The following is a 20,261-nucleotide window of genomic DNA, read 5'->3' on the forward strand; positions in this document are numbered from 1 at the left end:
GAAACACAGTATTCCCAAAACAATATAATAGATAGCGATATTCCTTAATCTTTTCATTCAGTTTTGAAATTGTATTGTATGTTTTAAATTCTATAAAAACAAGAAGCGGTGTTTTACCGCTTCTTGTCAAATGGGAAAAATTAAATTTTAGCCCAGTTGTTATCTAATGTAGCATTTCCTAATGTGATTTTTTCTGCTGAGAAAGTGATCTCAGTAGTCATAGGAGTTTCAGCTAAAGCATCTAATTGCTCACTGAAGAATACGATAAACGCATTTTCAAAAGCAAGTTCTTTCATTACTTGCTCAGAATCAGCTTTAAAGTATTTAATTTTTCCGCTTACCGGTTTGTGTTGGCTGTTTACTGCCTGCTCAATAACTGTAGTGTTATCTGTAGATTTTACTCTAAGATTTAATCTACCTCCTTTAATTTCAGATGAAACTGCTCCTTTACCGTCAGTATGTCTTAACATATCAACTTTTGAAAATAATACTTGGTACTCGTTTCCTTCGAATTCTAAAACTGCTTTAAATGCCATAATAAAAATAATTAAGTTGTTAAAAAATGTTTTTTTTTAGAATCCTCTTTATTTTGTCTGACTAGTATAAACAAAAAAAAGAGGTATTCTACATGATTTTAGAATACCTCTTTTTTGTACTAACGTACTTTTTTTTAATTGCTTCTTGTAGGAAGATGAGGGTGATTCGCAATCAATAACTTGTACGAATATACAAATACAATTTTAAAAAACAAGTCAATTCGTAATCTTTTTCATAAAAATATTCAAAAAAAAGTCAAGCCTGATCATTCAAAATTGTAAGAATTCAGCATTCACGGGGGCTGACAGAAAATTCATCTGTTTTAAAAAATAAATATTCCGTTGTAAAAACAATTCAATTGTCAAAAAGACACTTTTTTTTGAACATTCATTTTGTTTTTCACCTGCCCTTTACGAACAAAAAAAAGAGGTATTCTACATGATTTTAGAATACCTCTTTCTATTATTTTTTATTGATCTTCTGTTATAAAATAAACAGACCAAAAATACACACTATTTAATCTCTAATATTTTTCATAAAAAACAACAGAATAAATCCTAACAACACAGCTGCTATGTGAAGGAATATTGAGTTTACTTGTGGCTGTAAAGAATTTACCTGATTTCTTATGTCCAAAGTTGCGGTGGTATGAATTTCATTTATCTTGTTTACCTGTTTCTGTAGCGAATCAATTGTTTTATTTAAATATAAAATGTTCTGATGCTGATTGGAAAACAATCGCTTTACTTCTTTATCGGATAAGGCTGCTTTTTTCCTGATCACTCCTGTTCTCGGTTCTTTCAGTGTCAGCTCGCTTACATCTTCTACTTTAGTATTATTGATTTCAAAGCTATTGTTCAGTTTGTTAATCAGAAAAAAGATAAACAGTATATAGGACAGTAAAAATGTTGGCAAAATATACTGAATAATAATATCCATAGGTTTTAGTCTTGTCGCACTATGAATATTGTTGATGGTGCTATAATTGGTAAAAAAAATAGGCTCTTGTTTTTTCTCTCTGTTCAATCTTTCGTTTTTATATTTTACTTCTAAATCAATCAATTCAAAACGGTCCAGGCTATAAAGTCCCAGTGTTTCGTTTAGTTTTTTATGGTGTACCATCCAATTGAGGACTTCTTCCATTTGATACTCGGTAATAGCCGGGTCTTTTAATCTCCACAAAATTTCATTCTTTGTAAGTTCAAAGGGTTTTCCTTTGCTTTCAAAATAAAACAACTCTAAAATTATTTCATGCAAAGGTTTTGTTATGTCTACTGTATTGATAATTTCCATAGTCGTTAATTTATAATAGAAGTTTTTTTGGTATGTAATAGTATTTTAGCTGTGCTTCGTCATCAAAAACCTCAAAAGCATTGTTGCGCAGCATTTTTTCTAAAACCTCAACCTTCGCATTTAATGTGATAAAAAGTGCCCGAAATTCATTCCGCTTTTTCTTAAACTTTCTAATATCCTTGATTCTTATTTCATGCAATTGCGAACTATTTACAAAGACTCTCGTTTTGTAATAAAGCAGATCCGCAAGGGAACTTCTGGCTCTTAAGGGCTCTGTTTGTCTAATGTTTTGAGCAAACGTTTTACATTTGTCCTTAAAGTTTAAAATCTCTACTTTGTCAATATTCTGATTGGTATACTCTTTACTGATTAACTCTCTGTAGTTTTCAATAAGCAGTTTGATTTCTGCCTCCGTAAATAAAAGATGTACACTACTTTCTAAACTTTCAGTCAGTGTGTCTTTTGCCGTTATGGCAAAGGATTCACTTTTATAGTTTTTCGGTATATCGGTGTCGACACTATCTTTATGCGAGAAGTTTTCAAGAAGACTGTTTATGGTTTCACTTGGCTGACTTCTCAAAAAACTAAATTCATTTTTATACTGCGTGAGTGATTTTAAAAGTCGGTTATTCGTTTTTATGGTCTTACTGATCACACTGTCAATCGCTTTATTAATGGTTTCAGGAGTAAGCCCTCCATTTAGTTTCGGAAAAACAATTCCTCCATTAAAATTACTCTTTAAAGGAGCATCGTAGATGTAATCATTATCGTATTCACCAGTATACACAAACTCATCGTTCTTGGTGATCAATTTTGGATCTACGTAATAATTTTGAATGTTCTTTTTATTGGCATTACTGGCATCGCTCAAATGCATTTTGCTTTGCAGAATAAAATCCTGATTGTCTCCATTGTTCTCATTCCCAAAAAGAATAAACAGTAACTTACCATTATTTTTGGCTAACTGAGTAAAACTATCGTTGAGTACCGAATTTACAGAGCCGTCTAGACCTGCCAGAATGAAGAAGTTATTTTCAAAATTCACATCTGAATCGAGAAACTGACTGATCGTCGTATTGTTGTTAGGCAAAATATTTTCTGCCGGAACCTCTTCGGGTGTTTTGATGCTTTTTTCGATTAAATCAAACCATTTTGAAAAAGAGGCTGATTTTTTCAGATAATAACTCTTCGATCTTCCTTTAGCAATAAAAGAGTACGTAAAATTATAGTTTGCGTACAAATCACTACTGATCGTTAATTTAATATTTTGCAGTGCTGAAAGTGTTTTCTTTAAGTGCGTTTTGGTTCCATTGTTATTCTCAAAAACGTAAAAGAAGTTAATGTTTTTGCTTTGTAAAGCAATTTGTTCAATCGTTTTGATCGAAATATCATCTCCTTTTAGATTGGTAATTTTGTTTTTATCATGATTCCATATGTTAGCCGGCAATAAAATTTTGCTGGCATTGTCAAACTGAACCGGTACACTGGTTTGATTTTCGTTTACAAAAAAAGTGTTCTTATACAATTCACTCGCGTGAAAGTTAATTTTTCCGGACGAAAACTTTAACGTATCGGTAGGTTTCAGTTTTACGACCATGTTATCTTCAAGAGGATTCAGATATTGCAAAGGAACCCAGCCGTATTTAAGATTAGTCGTGTCTTTTGGCATCACATCATCAAAGTTGGATACAAAAGCCGAATTGATTGTTTTATCTATTTTATAGACATATACAAAATCATTTAGTTTTATACTTTTCTTTGATACCGCTTCTAAATTGGGATCGCTTTTCAGCAAAAGGGTACTCTTTTTAACGTTTATTTTGCTCGAAAATAAGTTGTCTAAAGTGTTGCAGGCCACAAAATACTTTACATATTTTAAATTGACCTGATTTTGCATTGCCCTGCTGTATTCAATCACATTGTCTTTTTTAATCCAGCCCAGATACTGAACTTCTTTTGCATTAGAAAAGTGATTTGTTTTACTTCGAAAGACCGAAAATGTCCCTTTGGGTTTACCAATCAGTTTTTTATCGGCAACCACCACTTCGTAATAATTCTTATCCTGATTGATCACATACATCGGCGACAAAATATTCACCTTGTTTTTTACCTTGGCCCCATAAGGTTCTTCATAGATTTTATTTTCATTTCTATCTGAAAGCACTAATTTAAGCTGTGATTTTTCGTCTTCTTTTTGCCTTTCATTGTCGTACGTATTCACAATTTTTTCTGTTTTTTTGAGAACACTTGTACTATTACTAACCTGCGAAAAAATTGGACTTATAACCAACAAGAACATCAAAGAAGTATATCGAAGTAAAATACTAATTTTCATCTGTTGCTTTATTTTTTTTGGTTTTTTGGGTAATATTGATTTGCTTAAAGCATTTGATTGTATCTAGTTTTACTTCCTGAATAATGGTAGATTTTCCGTCTAAATAATGCAGTCCCTGACAATAACTCAAAAAGTCATTGTATTTTTCTTCATTAACCACCACTACTACATCCGACAAATTATTACAGATGTATTTGTTTTTCAAATAATTGACCTGTTCTTTGTAGGTTCTTGTATCCCTTGCTCCCAGATTGGCAATAATTTGCAGTCGTTTTTTAATATCATTTATGACAATACCTGCCGAATCAATTTTTTCCGGTTCTTTAAAGGGTTCGTACAATGGATAAATCTCAATCTCTTTTCTTACCGGATATCCCGTTTTATCTGTCTCCAATTTTACGGTGTAAACACCCGGTTTGGTGAAAATGTAAATAGCCTGTTTTTCATAAGAATCGATAGTCCCCGTTTCTCCAAAATCCCAATACCAGTTGCTCGAACTTGGCGAGTATCCGGTAAATACAATTTCTTCGCCCACATAACCAAAATCCGGGGCAAATATTTTTGAAATAGAGTCTCTTGCAGTCAAAGCTCTTCCGTTAACGATATTGATTTGCTTCGAAAAATCAAACTTATTGTCAATTTTTAGCGTTACCAGATATTTACCTGCTTTTTCATAGGTATAATTTACACTTCCTTTGCTCACAATTGAATCACCGTTTCCAAAATACCAGACCGCTTTTTTATCTTCTATTAAAGTGCTGTCGTTTATTTTAAAATTCAACTCCTCATCTAATTCGTACTGATGATTATCATTCTCATCTAATATCGAAAAATCAAGATTATTTAATCTTTTATTGTACGGAAATAGCAATGCCACGATCACTAAAATTACCGCAAGGCAGAACAAAAGGATAACTACTGTTTTATTTTTAATGTTCATTTTTAAAATTCGCTTTACATTCGTTTAGACTTCTTTGAACAAGAGTATCATTTTTCCTGACCGTACTTTCTTCCAGATTGATCTCTAAAAAAACATTTAACAGGTTCCCGCCAATCACACAAAAATTATACGACGAATGAAATTCATTGTCCTTATACAATTGTTTGTATTCGGATATGTTTCTTTTTACTTCATCTATTCGCTGTACCTGATTAATATCGTATTTGATCGTATCAATGGTTTTGAAAATCAGTTTTGATTTATTAGCATAATCTACTTTAATCTCCTGCATCTTTTCATAGTCATTAATTCTGTTGAGCATATCCGTATTATTAAAATTTGGAGTTTTTAATAAAAATTTGGTAACACCAATGTATATTACACAAGCACTTATAATAAATAACAAATTGAATTTTAGCTTTTTCCAATATGTTTCATCAAATTCTATTGCCTTTTTCATGATTATAGGATTATTTCTTTTTATTTTCCTGGTTGTGTTTTTCGATACAATTTTTAAGCTGATTTTTGTTAATCCCGTAACCTGTCTCGGCTTCTTTCAAAACATCAATTTTAGTCTGTATTCGTTGCAGTTCAACCAAAAACTCTTCGTATAACCCAAAAGAATTTGTCAGATTCGTTTTTGATTTTCGAATTTCATTATTGATCGCGAATCTTTTTTCATTGATTAAAGACTGAAGATTCTTGCGTTCGTTTAAGGTTCTGTCTTTAAATCTCAGGTCGTTAATTTCGATTAGGATTTCGTCAAACAGCAGGTTCATTTCTCCCTGTTTTACCGCAATATCATTATAGTACTTATGCTTTTGCTCTAATTCGGCAACACCCTTATTGGCGGTAGTTAACGTGATATACAGACAGCCAAAAATAAAAGCAAACGTGATAAAAAACATGCTATAGAACTTACGCTTTTTAGCCTTTATTTTAATGTGATTAAGTGGTTCCATTGTTTTGTTTTTAATCTAGTATTGACCATGTATTGCTTTTTGGTGCAGAGACTTTGGTTTCTTCACTAATAACAATATTTTCTTTTCTGATTCCGATATATTCCAATTCGCTTAATTTTTGCCATAAGCGTTTTAAAATCCCTAAAAACTGGTTTAGTTTTTCGAGCGTTTGAGCGATATCGTTATGGTCGTAAACCGCATTTTTTGCTTCAAACAATACCGTTAGCAGCTCTGATGGTTTAACATCAATCCACTCGTAGTAATATTGTAACAAAACCTCTTTCTCTTTGTCGTCCATTAAAGTCAGAGCCGAAAGAAGGTGATTGGCCAACACGATTATTTTGTCAAACATATAAACCGGAGACTCTTCAGAAGCAATGTTTTTTAGATAAAAACAGTTCTCCGCATAATAGTTCAATATCTTGTTACACAAACTAAATGTGTTAGACACCAGTTTGTTATTGATTGCGCTTTGGGCATTCTTTTTATGAATCTTTATTGAAAAATCATTTAACTGATACAATTCCGTATTCACTTTCGTCAGAAATTGATTTAAAATCTCGCTGTTTTTGGTCTTTACTACAGGAGCGATGTACTTTCCGTCTTCGATAAAAGTTCCGTTCTGGAAGGCTATTTTCTTAACAATTATAAAGTAGCCTGACAAAAAGTTATCGTTTACTTCTTTTTTATTGACAATATGCAATTTTATATCGGGAAGCACATGGGGATGGTGCAACGGAATGCTCTCAGGATCCGGAATACCTACAGGAATTAAATCATAAGGATTTATAGAAACAATAACATAATATTGCTCAAAAGAATTGCGATCTAAATCATTTGCATTGATACTTACCTCAGGAAGTTTAGTACCATAAATATCCTGATTAAAAGAAATGATGTGCCCGTTCTTAGCAATTAATTCGCATTTTTTTAAATAGGCAACTAATTGACCGCCTTCAATTTTTATTTCAATCTCAATAGATTTATTGCCTGCAGGCTGGATACAGCCATAATTGAAATTGTTTAACTGAACTTTATTATAATCGCTTACAATTGTTATAAAGTTGAAATAATTATTGATAAAATGGTCTTTGGTTAGTTTTACACCATCTGTCCAGTTAATGGGTAAATGTATGTTTGATTTCATAATTCGAAGTTGTTTTATGGTGGTATTCGTTAGTTTTTTTTATTTCCATTTCTTTTAAATCCATCTGGTTTCAAAAGAAGTCAAAGTTTTAATTATTCCTCTAGTTCATCCTGCTGCCTGTTTAAAGCAACTCTTTTAGCAAAAATGATTTGTTTGTTTTTCAATTTACTCTGAGAGATGGTCTGATACGGACTCAGATTTCTGATAAACAAGGGAAATCTAAAATATTTTGCCGTGTAAAAAATCCAACCGGTATCTTCGTTCTCAGCACTGGATTCGATAGCATCGTTTGGAAATCTATAATTTTGGTCTTCAATAAATTTATCAAACCAGCTGCCCAGATTGACATCCTGAGCAATTTTTACATCAAATTTTGAAAAGAATTCAGAGTCTATTTTCTTCTTAATATTAATAGAAACCTGCATCAGGCGGAATTTGTCAATATTGTCCCAATAGTCAAAATCCTTGCGCTCTTTACCCACTCTCCAGTATTCATAAAAGGGTTCAGGGATTTGTAAATATTTTTTCTTTGATTCCTCAAAAAAGATTGGCGCATATAACCACAGAATGTTAAGCATACTGATGTGTGCATAACTTGATATGGCAATATAATTAAAGACGAGGTAGTAGATCCAGGAAGAAAGAATGGCTACAATTAAAAAAAGAAAAAGTTTTGCGGGAGCACTATTTTGTATGCCTATCTTCTGAAATAAAGCCGTTTTCATGAAATACAATAAGGCAACTCCAAGCAGTAAGTAGTAAAAGATTGAAAAAAATAAGCCAAACCAAATGAACTCGTTGTTAAAGAAAGCAAACAAACAGGGTAAAGCCGCGATAAGTGAAAAGCATAAAACAAATACGATCGCTGATTTTGTTTTTATTTTTATGCTTGCAAATTGATTCATTACAAGCGTAATAATTAAAATTAAAAACGGTGCCAGGAGGTATTTCAGAAAAAAGGGCAATATTGTATTCATAATTGAAGTGGTATTATTATGATGCTTTAAAAAATTATAAAATGGTATTTATGCCTAAATAGTTTTCGTTTAATTTTATTCCCAATTGATAGTTGTTAAAAAAAACAATGTCAACTCTCCGGTTACTGATAATAAAATACTCGAGTACTTTCCGGGTAAGAGTCATCTTCCGCTCGAGTATCGAATAGTCGATATTTCCCTCAAAATATAGTGTTACCTCAACATTATCAACTTCGCTTTCTACAGCTCCGCAAAGGCCCAAATTAAAGCCGAGTAAACCATCGCTTAATTTTAAAAATGGAGATTCTGTAAAAACATGTTTTTTGTATTTTAGTTTTACCGTGTCACCCAGTAACATTTCCAACACTTTTTCCAATTCAGGAAGGTTCTCTTTTAATTTTTCTGCCTCACATAAATAGATGAATAGATTCTTCTTTTGTGTATTAGACAGATCAAAATCAATTGCAATTAACTCATCTACAATCCTTAGAAACAAATCAATCTTATCGCTAAACAAGTGAAGGCTTCTTACGGCAAAATTTGAACTTGCCGAAAAAATCTCATTGTCAAAAGGCATAAAGAAATCAAGCGCATTCTTTTCTACTTTTTTATTTTCCTTTACCGCTTCTACAATCTCTTTATTAGACATGGTAGAATTACTAACTGATAACGGATGAAACAGTAATTCGGGTAAATTATGGTAAATGCTATTTTTAGCCAAATGCAATAACAGCGCTTCCTTTGTATATTTTGAATCTTCCTGATACAACATTGAAGAAAGATCAATAGCATCTCTGGAATTGTTTCTTTTAGAAAGGCCTTTGTGTCTGACAAAAACTTCAGTTTCATTTTTTAAAAGGTTCTGCAATTCATAAAAAAGAATTTCGCCCTTTAGATTAAAATTAAGCTGTTGTTTTAAAACTGCAATATCCTGCTCCATAGCTTATTTTTTTTCCCAGATAAATTCATCCTCTTTGATATCCAGCATTATACTTTCATTCTCCAGAATCGCCTCTGAAATGATTAATTTCGAAATGGTTTTCTTCAGATAGGTTCTTACGATTCCGGCAATAGGTCTCGCTCCGTATTTTTTAGAAAACCCTTTATTGGTCAAATATTCCAGCGCAGCCTCCGATATATCAAACGAAATATTCTTAATACTTTTTAATTGCTCCTGCAAACGGGCCAAATGCAGCCTGAAAATTGCTTTGGCAATTTCGATATTGATTGGGGCAAACGGAACCACTTCAGTCAAACGTCCCAAAAACTCGGGTCTGAAGTGCTCACTCATAATTTCAATTAATTGATTAGAGGTAGGCAAATGACCATTTTCGATTTGTTCCTGTATCCATTGACTACCAATATTCGAGGTAAAAATGATGATGGCATTCGAAAAATCTCCTTCTCGTCCTAACTTATCATGCACTTTTCCTTCGTCCATAATTTGTAAAAACACATCGTAAACCGAACTGTGTGCCTTTTCGATCTCATCAAAAAGTACTACCGAATAGGGTTTTTGTCTAATTTTATTCACCAGCATCCCTCCTTCTTCGTAACCTACGTATCCTGGAGGCGCACCATACAATAAAGCCGCTGAATGCTCTTCTTTAAATTCCGACATGTCAAATCGGATCATGGCATTTTCATCATCGAATAATAGTTCCGCCAGTGTTTTGGTCAATTCAGTCTTACCGGTTCCTGTTGGTCCAAGAAAAAAGAAGGATCCAATAGGCTGTTTTGGATTACTCAAACCACTTCGGGATTCAATAATAGCTTCCGACAAGGTTTTTATCGCATGTGCCTGCCCTTTTACTCTTTCCTGCAGTTTGTCTTCAATAGTCAAAAGTTTTTCTTTTTCTCCGGCACTTATTTTCCCTAAAGGAATTCCGGTTGCATTTGAAACAACTGCCAAAAGCTCCGATTTTGTAACGGTGGTCACTTTTTCTTTGGCCAGATTTTCAATATCGGTCGATAATTGTTCTATCGCTTCAAAAGTGACAGCTTCATTTTTAGAATTATTCGAATTTTCGACTACACTCACTTTACTGGTTACGATGCAGCTTATGCGGTTGTAAATCTCTTTTTTCAGCAAACTCATCCTTGATTCGTCGGCAGGATCAGACTCTTTTATCTGCTCTTTTATTTTTACAATCTCTACCAATGAGTTGGCATTTGATACGATAACTGATGAAGCGGTACGATCTAATAAATCGATCGCTCCGTAGGGTAATTTTTTTTCTTTATAAAATCTTTTTGATAAATGAATGGCTTCCTGAATGACTTCATCCTGAATAGTTACTTTATAATGCTTTTCTAATTTGGCTTTGTACAGACTCAAACATTCAAGCAGCAAAGAATAGTCTAATTCTTCAATAAAAATGTTTTCAAACTTTCCGTTAATGGTTGTTCCTTCAATTGATTTACGATAAGAATCGGAATCAATTGAAGCAATAATATTAATAGTACCCTCAGTCAATTGGGTGTTGATGATATTGATTACGGCATTTGATTTTGAATTGGACGAATTCAATAAAACCTGTATATCATCAATAAAAAGGATGCTTTTCGAGTTTCTGGCTAATTTTTCAAAGATTTCAATCAGTTTCTTCGAAATCTCATTTTCACCACTGCAATTGGCTACCAGTTTGGCTACATTTAGAGACAACACGAGAGTTTCTTCAAAAAAATCAGGATCTGTTTCGTGTAACGAAGAAATTAGATTTTTTATAATACTCGTTTTTCCAATACCCGATTCTCCAATTAATAAAATACCGTGATTTTCGTATCGCTCGATATTTTCAAGAATCAGCCTAACCTCTTTGTTTCTGCCAATAACACTGCTTCCCTCTTCAATTATGTTTTTTTTGTATAAGGTATCGCAATAGTTAATATTGACCGTTTCTTCTTCATCAGTAGTATCTGCGAGATTAAAACTCTTTTGATTGTTGCGAAGTCCAAAATGTTTTAGCAGTTCTTTATCGCTTAAGTTCAAACCGTCAATTTGTTTGTCGCTATACACCAAACCAGGTTTGATAATGGCAATAAAAACGGAAAATGCATCAATAGAATCTGATCCCAGTCTAATTTTATTAAAATTTGATTCTGTAAAAACATGTTCTACTTCAGTATCCGCTGTGATTGTATTGTCATTGTTTTGAGCAGAAGTATATACTTCCTTCCTTACATCAAACCATTCTTTGATGTACTCAATGTCTTTTGATAATGTTCTTAAAACTTCGACTAATCCGGTTGGTTCAAACAATAGCGCATAAGCTAAATGAGCAACACCGTAAGTACTGTGTCCATCCTGAATTGCTAACGATTTGGCAGATTTAATGGCAGATAATAAGCTTGGACTGTAATCTAGTTCATTCATAGGTTTAGTTAATTGTAATTTGAAATGGAATGTTCATAACAGACTGTTTTTCTAAGGTCTCTTTTAAAAACAACCCAATTTTCTGCTTGTTTTCGATCTGCATAGCATACTTATCCTGTAAAACAACTTCTATATCAATAGTTCTGAATAAGCCTTTTTTTCTTTGATCGCTAATACCAACTCCATCTTTAATAAATACCTCTTTGGTAATATTTCTTAAATGGTAGTGTACGGCCGATTTTATGTCTTGTTTGGTTACTAATCTTTCTTTAGACAGAAAGCCGTATCTCAAATTGATCAGTTTTTCTGCTTTGTTGTTTCTGTAAATTCCTCCAACCGAACTTGTTTCAAAAACAGTGGCATCCTGAACCAATTCAGACAAAGCGGTTTGTTTTAAAATAGTTCCTTTTTTTAAGTTGTTGGCCGACTGCCCATTTGAAGTCCAGTATGAGCAATACAGAATTTTAGATTTATCGGTTTCGTGAATTAAAGCATATACCTCCTCTTCGCTAACTTTGTTGTAACTGCTATTAATTTTACTTTCAATTGAATTAATTTCCTCATTAATTCTGGTCATCGTAGCATCAATATAATCGGCATTAATGTTTGAGAAAGAACTAATATCTTCTCTCAGTGCACGGGCTAATTTTTTAAGGAAAAACTTTGCGGTTCGTGAATCATAATTCTCCAATCCACCATAAAAAATAGTGAATACATTAGAACTAAGATGATTCGGTTGTTTTATACCGTTGGTGAATTCAACATTTTTTTCGTTAAAAATTCTGGCCACATCCAAAAAATGGGTATTACTCTCGGCTTTCATTGCAAAAAGCCTTCCCTCTAGCTTGGCATTGTGTACTCTGTTGTTTAACTTTCGATTGATAACGGGAAAAGTATTTATTTTGATCTGAATTTTATCCAGCTCTGCTTTAGAGAAAATTTCAGGAAATATAAATTCCAGCCAAATTAATCCCGTATTTTTTTTACCCGACTTCAGGCTTTCTTTTTCAATTTTAAACTTATCTACTATCGATTCGTAGACCAAATTTTCAGGGTTCAGCTTTAATCTGTAAATAAAATTTTTATAGAATGATTTTATCGTTTCTGTATAATGTTTGTTGTCCTGAACTTCATCAAAAGTTTCTCTTTCAATTTCAAGAGTATTTCCTAAAGTGTCCTTTACTACGATAAATTGCAGAAAAGAATCTAAGGACGAATCTTCTGTTATAAAAGTAAATTTCAACGAATTAAGCTTCTCCAGATTCTCTTTGGAGGCATCCAGACCAATCCAAATACGATGATCTGAAATTCTGTGCGGCGCAGGTAAATGCTTCACATGTTTTGAAGAGTCAATTAAAAAAGAGTCGTGCAATTGAAAGCTAATTTCGCCTTCAATGACACTTTCGTTTGCAAATGGAGTAAAATGAATATCGGCATCGACACTGGTTACCATATTCGATTTTACAACAAATTCGGTATCGTCGTTTAAGAGGACAATTCCATTAGTGACACTTGTACTGGCCAGAGTATGCGCAGGCATGGGCAGATTCCACTGACTTGGTACAATTTCCTGAGCAATGCGCTCAATAATTTTGTTGTCGGATTCAACTCCTTCGTGATGCAGGTAATAAAGTTCATGGACAAAAACGTCTAACAACATCATTACCAGAGGATCTGCCATGTTGATGTCCTCAATACCCCAGATTTCTAAACACTTTTTCTGTATTCTATTTTTTATTTCAACAAACTTAACGTCTTTCATATTGTGGTATTATTGAGAAATTGGGCTGATATTCAATTTAGTATGAAAATTAAACGGAACTAAGCTTTCTATAATCGAACCTTTTACAACTATATTCGCTTTTCTCCTGATGCTTGAGGCTAACTCCTTATCATCAATCTCATCTAAAGAAATCGTAATTTCACTTAGCAATAGTCTTTTTTCAAATTCGGTAATCGATTCCTGCAATGATTTTCGTACCAAATCTTCCCAATCTCTTTTTTTTATATGTTGATTAAATTCTAAATCCCAAATAATAGTCCCGTATCCCGGCGTCTCTGGTATCTCTCCAAAAGAGGTCGTAATGATCATCATAATGTTGTACGCAATTGATTCTTCAATCTTACAAAAATTTTCTTGAGAGCCTCTTAATAACGACTTAAAATTAACGGGATATTTCAGATATTTCATTTTTTAACACAAATTTAATTGAATTATGATAATTTTATAACATTACAAAAATCCCGGCAGGATACGACAAAAATCCAAATAAAATACTTACAAATCAATAATAATTTAAAGTTTTTTTTTACTAGTTTTACACACTTAACTAATAATCCTATTAAATTATGAGCATGTTCAATTATGGTATTGGTGGCAATGAAGTAAAGATTGACGCCAATGAATCTATTTTAGAAATTCCTTCAAACAGAACATTACTAATTCAAAAACTTACAAATGAGCAGCCGGTTGGACCGGAAGCTGTGTATGATTTGCAGACGGTAGAAGCTGTTTTTGAAAAGTACAAACCGAGTGTAGATTTTGAATTTTCTACGGAAGAAGGTTCAGATTTAAATGAATCCATGGTATTTCAAAACCTGGGAGATTTTGGAGCCAAATCGATTAAAGAGAATAGTCCTTTTTTAAATAAACTAAATACCGAAAAAGAACAGGCTTATAAAATTGTACGCCAACTTTCGAGTAACAGAGGTTTAATAAAAGCTATTCAGGACCCAGCTGTTAAAGAGGCTATAATCGAATTACTTGAAAACGCGAAGAACGAAATTAACACCAACAAACAATAAATATGGCAACTCAAACCAAAGAACAAAAAAGTCATGGTTCTTCAGTAGAACAATTGGTTCAGGAACAAGGCAGTAAAATAAATTTATTAAATGAATACGGCGGTTTTGCCTTTTTAGAAAACGTAATTGACGGATTATCAAATCTAAACCCTACCAGAAAAGCCAGAAAAAATATTTTTCTTAACGATGCGCAATGGGAAAGTGAGAGAACAACTCTTACCAACAGACTGGATTTGTGGCTGGATTTGCTAAAAAGCAATCAATCAGTAGAATCTATGATCGAAGTAGCTAATGCTAAAGCGACATCAGCAGATTCAACTTTAAACAAAAATTTAAAATACGCTTTAAATGTTTCAAGAGAATTAGAAACATCTTATAGAAGTGTTGCTTTATTTTATAAAAATGCAGAAAGTGACAAAATCAAAAATGTTACGATCGTTAATGCAGATATCTCTCAATTAAAAGATCTTGACAATAGTTTGTTTATTGATTATGTTTCAAACGAATTAAAACAAAATTTTGACAGATTAGACTTGAGAAAAAACTACTCTATCCTTTCAGTACCAGGTTATTTAGGTTCAAATGCAGTATTAGACAAATGGTCTAAAATCGCACACGAGAACAAAACAGTACTGTTAACTGACTTCCAGGATCTTGAAACACCGGATGATGTTATCGATATTTTCTTTAATGCCAACCATACCGGAGGTGATGTATACAAATCAAATACGATCATGACTTGTAACTATTTACTTGGAAGAAGTAAATATGATGAAGTTGGAGAAGAAGACAACTTATATGTACCGCCATCCACTTCATTAGCAGGTAAAATCTACAAAACTTTAATGTCTCAGGTTGTTGCCGGTAAAAAGTTTGGAGGTTTGAATGAAGTAGAAAGCGTTCGTTTTGACTTGAAGAAAAGCGAAATCTCTGAAATCGAAAAAATGGGATTAGTTCCTATGGTAAATGAATACAGCAAAATTATGGCTTTCTCTGCTAAAACTTTATTCAACGGAGATAACTTAGGTTTACAAACTTATTCAGTAGTTAGAGTATTTGACCACATTACAAAAGTACTTTTTGATTTCTTAAACAGAAGAGCCTTTGAAAACTGGACAACCAGAACTGAAGCTGACTTAAGAAGCCAAATCATTAAATTTTTGGATGGAATTAAAGGACCTGCTAATCTTATCGAGAAGTTTACGGTAATGAAAATTGAGCAGGATAAAACTCAAAAGGACAGAATTTTACTGGACATCCACATTACACCTTATTTCCCTGCTAAAAGCTTTGTAATTCAATTAGATGGACACAAAGGAGATGGTCCGGAAGAAGCAGTATGGCATAGCGATTACAAACAAGTTTAATCGCATCCTGAATTAGTATAAGCCTCAAAAAGTTTAAAATCTTTTTGAGGTTTTTTTTGGTCTCTTTTTAAAATACTTTGGTGTATCGGTTTTAATTAAGCATCATTTAATTAACAATAAAAAAACAAACAATTAAAGACTAAAGTAATTTAAACATTGTTATCAGCGGATAAAATATCCCTGAGCGCATCTTTTGAATCAATGTTAACCATGTAATACATAAATCCAATTACGAAACAACAGCAACAAATGATTTAAACCCGACGGTTTCCAATAAAAAAGAGGCTGTTTCAAATGATGAAACAGCCTCTGTTATTTTGTAAAGAGAGCCCTTAGTTAAATTCTAGTATAAATAGTTAAGAGCTGTAACATCGTTAGCATTGAAAGCTCCAGTTTCATTTGAACTGAAACATGCTCTCATGTAAGATGTTGAGTCATATCCTGTAGGTGTTCCCGGGATATGAATTGCTCCAACACCAGCTGCTCCTTCGTTTGAATTTTGACCACAGCTTTGACGGCTGAAATAATCTGTATGGCGTAAACCAATACAGTGACCAATTTCGTGTGCAGCTACGTGCGCATTTACATTAACTGAATAAGTATCTAATCCAGAATACAATGTAACAGAGTTAAAAGGATTCCCTCCTGAAGGGAAACCAGCTACTCCACCGGCACCTCCGGATTGTCTTCTTACTACAATGTTTGCACCTGTAGTACTTGAACTAAAAGTTAGTGTAAAGTTGATAGACAGTCCTAAACTATTGTATCTGTTTACTGCCGCTTGCAATCCAGCACGCATATTTGTGCTTAAAGCTGTTGTTCCAGTCCCGGATAATCCAACAATTTTAATCGTTTTTGGAGTAGATACTAAATTAGTAGTGCGGTATTGTTCTGTGGTAATACCTCCATGAATATTCATTTTATTTAATTGTTCTTCCGTCATAATGATATCACCTTCAATAAGGAACGCATCCTCAGTGGTACCATCTAACTTCGTGTTTTTAATCACTTGAACATCCTTATTATTTAGCGCAAGTGCACTAATTTTATTCAACACCTCTTGTGTTACTTGAAGAGATCCGTCTTTTGGTTGATCAGCTTGATCATCTTTGTTACAAGACAACACCATTAGCGCCATAAATGACAAGGCTAAAATTGATTTCATTTTTTTCATAAACAGGTTTTTTTTGGTTGTTAAAAAAGTTTGGTAATGTGGGGATCTTTACAAAATATTAATACTATTTATCTCCAAACTTAAATATTTTTTATATTAAAATACTTATAAAACAGTAATTTAACAATTTTAACAGTTTTTGTTATGAAATTAATTTAAGAATTTTTAATCATAATTATCTGATTATTGCGCTGAGCCCAGTAAAACCAATAATTAAATACAAATCAGAATGTTATCTATAAAAATACGTTTTTAATATTCAATCTTAGGTTACTCCTGCTAAAAAATGAATTTGCAAATTGACATCACATTTAAAGTAGAATATGGAAACTAAAATGCGATTAGTAGACGTAACTATTTTGAAGATACTGTAGGAAATAAAAACTCGTATTTTTTTTACAAATATTTTAATAACTTTGATTTTCTCACAATGGATAAATATTTCACTTAGAAATCATTAAACATAAATTTCTCTCTTGCATTGTCTAAATCTAGAAGCGATCAACCGCTGCAAGCGTATTTTTTATGTGAATTGGAGTAAATCCTTATAACTGCCCTAACCCCCATAGTAAATGAAGACACCAATTATTTTCCTCCTTTTTTTGATTACGACAATTAGTCTCGCACAAAGTCCCGAAAAATGGAAACACTACATAAAAAAGGAAAATGAAAGAAAATTGGAGCCATACTATCTTACCTCTTTAGAAAATGCACGCCACTTTCAGTACAAGATTGTAAAAAAACTGGACGACACTTTTTGTATTGTTGCAAATAAAACCTCAAAAACTAATCGTACTTTAAACAACATTAGTCCGGTTAATAATTTATGGAAACTACCAGCCGACTTTTCAAATCATACAGCAGACAAGCCGTATATCATCGCAACAGATACCCTCAAAACCTTAATTGCCGACCTGAAATCAATAAACATTTCTGACGTCAAAATACTCAACAACCATCTTGTAGTTCTAAAAAGTGATTCCAAAAAGATCATAGATGCCATTATCAATTTGAGCAGTGTAACTTCTGTTTCTCAGGAATCACTGCAGCCAAAAACTGAATCTAAAATAGTAGATCAAAACTTTACGATCAATTCTATCAATAAAGCCAATATTAATTTTCCTCTTCTAACGGGCGAAAATCAGGTTGTAGCCATCAAAGACGACCTTTTTGATGTAAATGATGTTGATTTATTAAACAAACTCATTCCTTCTACGGGGCAATCCACTACCGTAACCGTCCATTCCACCGCAATGGCGACTATAACTTCGGGATCAGGAAACGGTTCTGTACTAGGAAAAGGAGTTGCTCCAAAGTCTAAAATACACTCCTCTGACTTATCGAATATCTTTCCTGATGACGTAGCCAATTTACAGGGTGCCACCACTCAGAATCATTCGTACGGCACCGTGATTGAGAATTTTTATGGCTCCCTTGCCAATGCTTATGACGCGCAATTGTACTCCAATACCAATTTGACCCACTGTTTTTCCTCCGGAAATATAGGCCTTCAGGGATACAAATCGATTACTGGTAATTTCAAGCAATCCAAAAACAGTATTGTAGTGGGGTGTATTGACCAAAACGGAGTAGTTATGCCTTTTTCTTCAAAAGGTCCGGCCTATGACGGTCGTATAAAACCAGAGCTGGTAGCCTATAGCATGCAGGGAACTTCAAATTCGACAGCCTTGGCCACAGGTATTATCACACTTATGAAACAACATTACAAAACGACATACAATACCCCTTTGAATAATGCGCTGGCAAAGGCAATTTTAATTAATAGTGCAAAGGATTTAGGCAATCCGGGTCCCGATTTTACTTATGGTTATGGCAATATCAATGCGGACAAAAGTTTAAAAACAATCAGTGAAAATAGAATGCTATCCGGTAATCTCGCATCCGGGCAAACCACTTCACACACTATTACCCTGCCGGTAAATGCAAAAAACTTAAAAATTACATTAGTCTGGAATGATTTGCCTGCCGCAATAAACAGCAATATAAGTCTGGTAAACGATTTAGACCTGGAAGTTGTTTCGGCTGACAACACTACTACTTTGCCCTGGATTCTTAATCCTGATATCCCTCAGCAGCAAGCCGTAAGAGGAAAAGACAAAATAAATACCATCGAACAGGTGACAATTGAAAATCCCGCATCCGGATCCTATACGATCAATGTTATGGGTTCCTATGTTTCGAATGCCTCTCAGGAATACAGCATCGCTTACGAGTACGAACTTCAAAATCGATTTGAATGGAACTACCCCATTCAAAATGATAATTTCCCTTATGATGGCCGGATTATTTCTCCTTTCAAATGGAATTCGTCCTTTTCCGGCACCTCCGGGCAATTATCTATTAGTTACAATAATGGGCAAACCTGGGAGGTTATTGCAAATGATATCCCTTTAAACAATGAGCAGTTTACGTATACTCCAAAAGAGCAAAAATTTTCAAGGGCAAAATTAAAGATGATCATTGGTACTACCGATTATATCTCTGATAGCTTTACGATTTCATACGATTTAAACATCCGTTCCAGTTTAGTCTGCGACGGTACGACCGAGATTAATTGGGACCAGCCTGCTGCTGTTACCTCCTTTAACATCTATCAACTCACTAACAATGGTTTCGAATTTAAACAACAAACCACAAACGCAACTTACGCCTATACGGACGGGAAAATTTATACTGTTGTTCCTGTTTTTGACACTAATGAAGGAATAAAAAGTGAGTCGACATTGCAGTATGCCCAAAACTCAAATTGCTATTTTGAGTTTGCTTTGGCAGAAGTTTTTGAGGAGGATAAAATAAAAATTAACACCAGTCTTTTTAGCTTATACAATATCAAAAGAATTGAACTGGTCAAAATAAGCGACGATGCCGAAACTGTTATTAGTACAACAAGTGATATCGGTTCAAAAACATTTTCATTTTTAGATCCCGCTCCGACAAAGGGACGAAATAAATATAAAATAAACCTTATTCTGGCCAACAATACGGTAATAAGTTCTCTAATCGTTGATGCCAATTATTTAGGGGATGCTTTATTTTTGATACACCCTACCTTATTAAGCAAAAATGAAGACTTAAGTATTGAAGCCAAAAAAGAGGGAAGCGCCACTCTTTACTTGTATAATGTCAGCGGACAAATGACTAATACTTTCCCATTACTTTCTAAAACCAATACTGTTACGCTGAAAAATATTGCCTCCGGAATTTATCTCTATAAAATAATTACAAGCTCAGGCGAAATACAATCAGGAAAAATTGCCGTTTTTTAAACTACTGTCGGCTCTTTAAGTAACGATACGTCTATAAACAAACAAGCCTGACGAATATCGT

The 20,261-nt window shown here is 33.5% G+C and carries 16 protein-coding genes; 3 read left to right on the plus strand and 13 right to left on the minus strand.

The window, feature by feature from the left end; all coding sequences use genetic code 11:
• Positions 1-140 precede the first annotated feature (140 nt).
• The 12 genes from tssD to OLM61_RS20610 form a co-directional block, all read right to left on the minus strand.
• Positions 141-536, minus strand: a complete 396-nt coding sequence (gene tssD, locus OLM61_RS20555) for a type VI secretion system tube protein TssD (protein ID WP_264524456.1) — start codon at positions 534-536, stop codon at positions 141-143.
• A gap of 517 nt (positions 537-1,053) precedes the next feature.
• Positions 1,054-1,830, minus strand: a complete 777-nt coding sequence (locus OLM61_RS20560) for a DUF5457 domain-containing protein (RefSeq protein WP_264524457.1) — start codon at positions 1,828-1,830, stop codon at positions 1,054-1,056.
• Positions 1,831-1,840: 10 nt separating this feature from the next.
• Positions 1,841-4,165, minus strand: coding sequence for a type VI secretion system protein TssR domain-containing protein (gene tssR, locus OLM61_RS20565; protein ID WP_264524458.1), 2,325 nt, complete (start codon positions 4,163-4,165; stop codon positions 1,841-1,843).
• Positions 4,155-5,105, minus strand: a complete 951-nt coding sequence (locus OLM61_RS20570) for a PKD domain-containing protein (RefSeq protein WP_264524459.1) — start codon at positions 5,103-5,105, stop codon at positions 4,155-4,157. Before OLM61_RS20570 ends, tssR begins: the two co-directional genes overlap by 11 nt.
• Positions 5,095-5,565 (minus strand): type VI secretion system transmembrane protein TssO, encoded by a 471-nt coding sequence (locus OLM61_RS20575; RefSeq protein WP_264524460.1) that lies wholly within the window; start codon positions 5,563-5,565, stop codon positions 5,095-5,097. Before OLM61_RS20575 ends, OLM61_RS20570 begins: the two co-directional genes overlap by 11 nt.
• A gap of 10 nt (positions 5,566-5,575) precedes the next feature.
• Positions 5,576-6,067 (minus strand): hypothetical protein, encoded by a 492-nt coding sequence (locus OLM61_RS20580; RefSeq protein WP_264524461.1) that lies wholly within the window; start codon positions 6,065-6,067, stop codon positions 5,576-5,578.
• A gap of 10 nt (positions 6,068-6,077) precedes the next feature.
• Positions 6,078-7,214 carry a hypothetical protein gene (locus tag OLM61_RS20585; RefSeq protein ID WP_264524462.1) on the minus strand — a complete coding sequence of 379 codons (1,137 nt, stop codon included), beginning with the start codon at positions 7,212-7,214 and terminating at the stop codon, positions 6,078-6,080.
• 92 nt (positions 7,215-7,306) lie between these two features.
• Positions 7,307-8,191, minus strand: coding sequence for a TssN family type VI secretion system protein (locus OLM61_RS20590; protein ID WP_264524463.1), 885 nt, complete (start codon positions 8,189-8,191; stop codon positions 7,307-7,309).
• Between the two features lie 34 nt (positions 8,192-8,225).
• Positions 8,226-9,131 carry a hypothetical protein gene (locus OLM61_RS20595; protein ID WP_264524464.1) on the minus strand — a complete coding sequence of 302 codons (906 nt, stop codon included), beginning with the start codon at positions 9,129-9,131 and terminating at the stop codon, positions 8,226-8,228.
• 3 nt (positions 9,132-9,134) lie between these two features.
• Positions 9,135-11,567 carry an AAA family ATPase gene (locus tag OLM61_RS20600; RefSeq protein ID WP_264524465.1) on the minus strand — a complete coding sequence of 811 codons (2,433 nt, stop codon included), beginning with the start codon at positions 11,565-11,567 and terminating at the stop codon, positions 9,135-9,137.
• 4 nt (positions 11,568-11,571) lie between these two features.
• Positions 11,572-13,329, minus strand: coding sequence for a hypothetical protein (locus OLM61_RS20605; RefSeq protein WP_264524466.1), 1,758 nt, complete (start codon positions 13,327-13,329; stop codon positions 11,572-11,574).
• A 9-nt stretch (positions 13,330-13,338) separates the two neighbouring features.
• Positions 13,339-13,758: a GPW/gp25 family protein gene (locus tag OLM61_RS20610; protein WP_264524467.1), complete on the minus strand. Its 420-nt coding sequence runs from the start codon at positions 13,756-13,758 to the stop codon at positions 13,339-13,341.
• 158 nt (positions 13,759-13,916) lie between these two features.
• On the opposite strand from OLM61_RS20610, the gene OLM61_RS20615 reads away from it, so the two are divergent.
• The gene (locus tag OLM61_RS20615; RefSeq protein WP_319800536.1) at positions 13,917-14,372 is read left to right on the plus strand and encodes a hypothetical protein; all 456 of its coding nucleotides are present in this window, start codon (positions 13,917-13,919) and stop codon (positions 14,370-14,372) included.
• A 2-nt stretch (positions 14,373-14,374) separates the two neighbouring features.
• Positions 14,375-15,739 carry a DUF5458 family protein gene (locus tag OLM61_RS20620; RefSeq protein ID WP_264524468.1) on the plus strand — a complete coding sequence of 455 codons (1,365 nt, stop codon included), beginning with the start codon at positions 14,375-14,377 and terminating at the stop codon, positions 15,737-15,739.
• A gap of 343 nt (positions 15,740-16,082) precedes the next feature.
• Here the strand turns inward: OLM61_RS20620 and OLM61_RS20625 are convergent, their stop codons facing one another.
• Positions 16,083-16,796 carry a zinc-dependent metalloprotease gene (locus tag OLM61_RS20625; protein ID WP_264526403.1) on the minus strand — a complete coding sequence of 238 codons (714 nt, stop codon included), beginning with the start codon at positions 16,794-16,796 and terminating at the stop codon, positions 16,083-16,085.
• Between the two features lie 689 nt (positions 16,797-17,485).
• On the opposite strand from OLM61_RS20625, the gene OLM61_RS20630 reads away from it, so the two are divergent.
• Positions 17,486-20,200 carry a S8 family serine peptidase gene (locus OLM61_RS20630; protein WP_264524469.1) on the plus strand — a complete coding sequence of 905 codons (2,715 nt, stop codon included), beginning with the start codon at positions 17,486-17,488 and terminating at the stop codon, positions 20,198-20,200.
• Positions 20,201-20,261: the final 61 nt, after the last annotated feature.

The sequence above is a fragment of the Flavobacterium sp. N502536 genome (genome assembly GCF_025947345.1).
Classification (GTDB): Bacteria; Bacteroidota; Bacteroidia; order Flavobacteriales; family Flavobacteriaceae; genus Flavobacterium.

What these genes read in the sequence shown, in the direction of transcription:
- tssD (WP_264524456.1), bottom strand. Translation starts at nt 536, where the DNA reads ATGGCATTTAAAGCAGTTTTAGAATTCGAAGGAAACGAGTACCAAGTA.
- OLM61_RS20560 (WP_264524457.1), bottom strand. Translation starts at nt 1,830, where the DNA reads ATGGAAATTATCAATACAGTAGACATAACAAAACCTTTGCATGAAATA.
- tssR (WP_264524458.1), bottom strand. Translation starts at nt 4,165, where the DNA reads ATGAAAATTAGTATTTTACTTCGATATACTTCTTTGATGTTCTTGTTG.
- OLM61_RS20570 (WP_264524459.1), bottom strand. Translation starts at nt 5,105, where the DNA reads ATGAACATTAAAAATAAAACAGTAGTTATCCTTTTGTTCTGCCTTGCG.
- OLM61_RS20575 (WP_264524460.1), bottom strand. Translation starts at nt 5,565, where the DNA reads ATGAAAAAGGCAATAGAATTTGATGAAACATATTGGAAAAAGCTAAAA.
- OLM61_RS20580 (WP_264524461.1), bottom strand. Translation starts at nt 6,067, where the DNA reads ATGGAACCACTTAATCACATTAAAATAAAGGCTAAAAAGCGTAAGTTC.
- OLM61_RS20585 (WP_264524462.1), bottom strand. Translation starts at nt 7,214, where the DNA reads ATGAAATCAAACATACATTTACCCATTAACTGGACAGATGGTGTAAAA.
- OLM61_RS20590 (WP_264524463.1), bottom strand. Translation starts at nt 8,191, where the DNA reads ATGAATACAATATTGCCCTTTTTTCTGAAATACCTCCTGGCACCGTTT.
- OLM61_RS20595 (WP_264524464.1), bottom strand. Translation starts at nt 9,131, where the DNA reads ATGGAGCAGGATATTGCAGTTTTAAAACAACAGCTTAATTTTAATCTA.
- OLM61_RS20600 (WP_264524465.1), bottom strand. Translation starts at nt 11,567, where the DNA reads ATGAATGAACTAGATTACAGTCCAAGCTTATTATCTGCCATTAAATCT.
- OLM61_RS20605 (WP_264524466.1), bottom strand. Translation starts at nt 13,329, where the DNA reads ATGAAAGACGTTAAGTTTGTTGAAATAAAAAATAGAATACAGAAAAAG.
- OLM61_RS20610 (WP_264524467.1), bottom strand. Translation starts at nt 13,758, where the DNA reads ATGAAATATCTGAAATATCCCGTTAATTTTAAGTCGTTATTAAGAGGC.
- OLM61_RS20615 (WP_319800536.1), top strand. Translation starts at nt 13,917, where the DNA reads ATGAGCATGTTCAATTATGGTATTGGTGGCAATGAAGTAAAGATTGAC.
- OLM61_RS20620 (WP_264524468.1), top strand. Translation starts at nt 14,375, where the DNA reads ATGGCAACTCAAACCAAAGAACAAAAAAGTCATGGTTCTTCAGTAGAA.
- OLM61_RS20630 (WP_264524469.1), top strand. Translation starts at nt 17,486, where the DNA reads ATGAAGACACCAATTATTTTCCTCCTTTTTTTGATTACGACAATTAGT.